General features: G+C 37.8%; 2 protein-coding genes. One reads left to right on the top strand and one right to left on the bottom strand.

Annotated features, from left to right (window positions below; translation table 11 throughout):
• Positions 1-304: 304 nt before the first annotated feature.
• Entirely contained in the window at positions 305-1,522 is a 1,218-nt protein-coding gene (locus tag A1D25_RS10215) for a pyridoxal phosphate-dependent aminotransferase (RefSeq protein ID WP_157395573.1), read from the bottom strand.
• 137 nt (positions 1,523-1,659) lie between these two features.
• Here A1D25_RS10215 and A1D25_RS10220 point away from each other — a divergent pair, with 137 nt between their 5' ends.
• Complete coding sequence (locus A1D25_RS10220; RefSeq protein WP_157395574.1) at positions 1,660-2,967, top strand: isochorismate synthase; 1,308 nt, start codon at positions 1,660-1,662, stop codon at positions 2,965-2,967.
• Positions 2,968-3,055 lie beyond the last annotated feature (88 nt).

The raw sequence follows: 3,055 nt of genomic DNA on the forward strand, positions 1-3,055 counted from the left end.
AACAAAGTCTTTTTTCATTCGGACGCCAGCGTGGCGTCCCTACAAGGAAAGTTATAACCAATTGAAAAATAACAGATTTTATTTTGTTATGTAGGGACGCCACGCTTGGCGTCCACTTATTAAATACAACAAATTAGAGTTTGTCATCAATCTGAAATAAATATTTTATTTTTGTTATGTAGAGACACACTGCGTGTGTCCACTTATTAAATATAATAAATTAGGGTTTTTCATCAGTTTGTGGTGGGCTGAAGCCCACCCTACCATACTAAAGTGGGTGAATTATCTTTCATCGTAGCAGAGATTAATCCTGACGGTATTTTTGTAAAAATTTGCCTAAACGTGTAATGGCTTCTTCTAACTGATGAACATAAGGTAAGGTTACAACACGGAAGTGGTCTGGTTTATGCCAGTTAAATCCTGAACCTTGTACAAGTAATACTCGTTCTTGCTGTAAAAGATCAAAGACAAATTTTTGGTCGTCTTTAATCGCATACATCTCGGTATCAATTTTCGGGAACATATACATCGCCCCTTTTGGTTTAACACAACTAATTCCCGGGATTTGTGTTAATAGTTCGTGAGCTTTATTACGCTGCTCTAATAAACGACCACCCGGTAAAATAAATTCGTTGATGCTTTGATAACCACCCAATGCTGTTTGAATAGCGTGTTGCATCGGAGTATTTGCACATAAACGCATTGATGAAAGCATATCTAAGCCTTCAATAAATCCTTTAGCTTGCTGTTTCGGGCCGTTTAATACCATCCAGCCTTGACGGAAACCTGCAACACGATAGGCTTTTGATAAGCCGTTATAGGTTACAGTTAAAAGATCTGGAGCAAGTGCTGCAATGTGATGATGAACTGCACCATCGTAGAGAATTTTTTCGTAAATTTCATCAGCAAAAATAATTAAATTATGCTGACGAGCTAATTCTGCAATCTCTAATAAAATTTGGCGACTATATACCGCACCTGTTGGGTTATTTGGGTTAATAACTAAAATTGCTTTGGTATTTGGAGTAATTTTGGCTTTAATATCTTCAATATCAGGGAACCACTCTTTTTCTTCATCACACAGGTAATGGACTGCTTTTCCGCCAGCAAGAGTCGCCGCTGCAGTCCAAAGTGGATAATCTGGCATTGGAATTAAAATTTCATCGCCATCATTCAATAATGCTTGCATTGACATTGTAATCAATTCCGATACGCCATTGCCGATATAAACATCATTCACATCAATATCTAGTAAACCTTTTAATTGGTAATATTGCACAATCGCTTTACGGGCAGAATAAAGCCCTTTGGAATCACAATAGCCTTGTGCAGTTGGTAAGTTACGAATCACATCGACTAAAATTTCTGCAGGGGCATCAAAACCAAAAGGGGCTGGATTACCAATATTTAATTTTAAAATTTTATGCCCTTCTTCTTCTAAACGAAGAGCTTCTTTATGTACAGGCCCACGAATATCGTAACGAACGTGAGTTAATTTGTCAGTTTTTGGAAAACGTTCCATTGAGATTACCCCAAGATTGAAATAAAGTATGAAAAATACTTAACTCTACTCCGATTTGTTAGGAAAAAAAAGGGGAAATACGCTAAAATAGCTTTCTTTTTTCAAACAAGCGGTGAGATTTCACTAAAAATTTGCCAATGTCTATTTTTAACAAGTTAAAACAAAGGTTTATTAGCCTACTTTCAGAGCCTAATGTTCATCAGTTTAATTGTTTATCCGACCATTTGGATTGGATAAAAATTGAAATTGTTGTTGAGCAGTTAGAACCTGTGCAAGATAGCCTTTGGTTGCATTGGTTAAAACAGCAACCTACTTTTCCGCATTTTTTCTGGCAAAACCGTTCTAATAATCTCTTATTAGCTGCTATTGGTGCGGTGGAAACCTTTTCACAGTTGGAATGTGCAGAACAATTTTCCCAACAGTTTGGCATAAAATTAGTCGGTGGGCTGAAATTTGAGGGAGAATGTCAATTTATTCTACCCCGTCTTTGCCTTGAAAAAAATTCTCAGAAACTGACCGCTTGTTTATACCTAAACAAGCAAAATCTTGCTGAAGAAATCCAGACTTGTTTAGCCTTACTGACTAATGTAGATAAAGTTGCTGATGAAACAATTGCAAAACCACAAATTATTACCACCAATGCTGTCAATGATTTTGACGTTTGGCAAAATAATATTCAACAAGCGATTGATAACATTAAACGATACCAATTTCGTAAAGTAGTACTTGCAAATGCTACGACTTTTGTCTTCAATCAGCCATTGTCCGCTTATGATTTACTCGCTATTAGCCAACGTAAAAATTTGGGGTGTTACCATTTTTTATGGGCAGAACAAGCATCGCAAGCCTTTATTGGCTCAAGCCCTGAACGGTTGTATAAAAGAGAAGACCGCCAGCTTAGAACGGAGGCTCTCGCAGGAACGGTTGCCGTTACGAGCGATTTAGAACAGACAGAAAGAAATCGCCTTTGGCTATTAAGCGATCAAAAAAATACTTATGAAAATCAATTAGTGGTTGATGATATTTGCGATCATCTTAAAGATTGTGTAAGCCAAATCAATGTAAACAGTGCCGAAATCAAGCGGTTACATAATGTGCAACATTTACGCCGCAAAATTCAAGCAACACTAAAAGAGCAAGTTTCAGATGTGGATTGCTTAATGCGTATTCAGCCAACTGCCGCAGTTGCAGGCTTACCACGTTTACCCGCCAAACAATTTATTGCTGAACAAGAAGGCTTTGAGCGTGGTTGGTATGCTGGGACATTGGGTTATTTCCAGCCTCAATCTGCGGAGTTTTGCGTTAATCTCCGTTCTGCAAAAATTCAACAAAATCAAATTACGCTCTATGCAGGGGCTGGCATTGTTGAGGGTTCTGATCCTGAAACAGAATGGCAGGAGATAGAACGCAAAGCCTTAGCAATGGCTGGGTTATTTGTACGCTGATTAGCGTTATTACTCAATAAGTTATACATTGGTGGACTAAAATCCACCCAGACTGATGACAAACCTCAATTTGTTGTATCCAATTAAC

It is taken from the genome of Ursidibacter arcticus (assembly GCF_009761375.1).
In the GTDB taxonomy this organism is placed as follows: Bacteria; Pseudomonadota; Gammaproteobacteria; order Enterobacterales; family Pasteurellaceae; genus Ursidibacter; species Ursidibacter arcticus.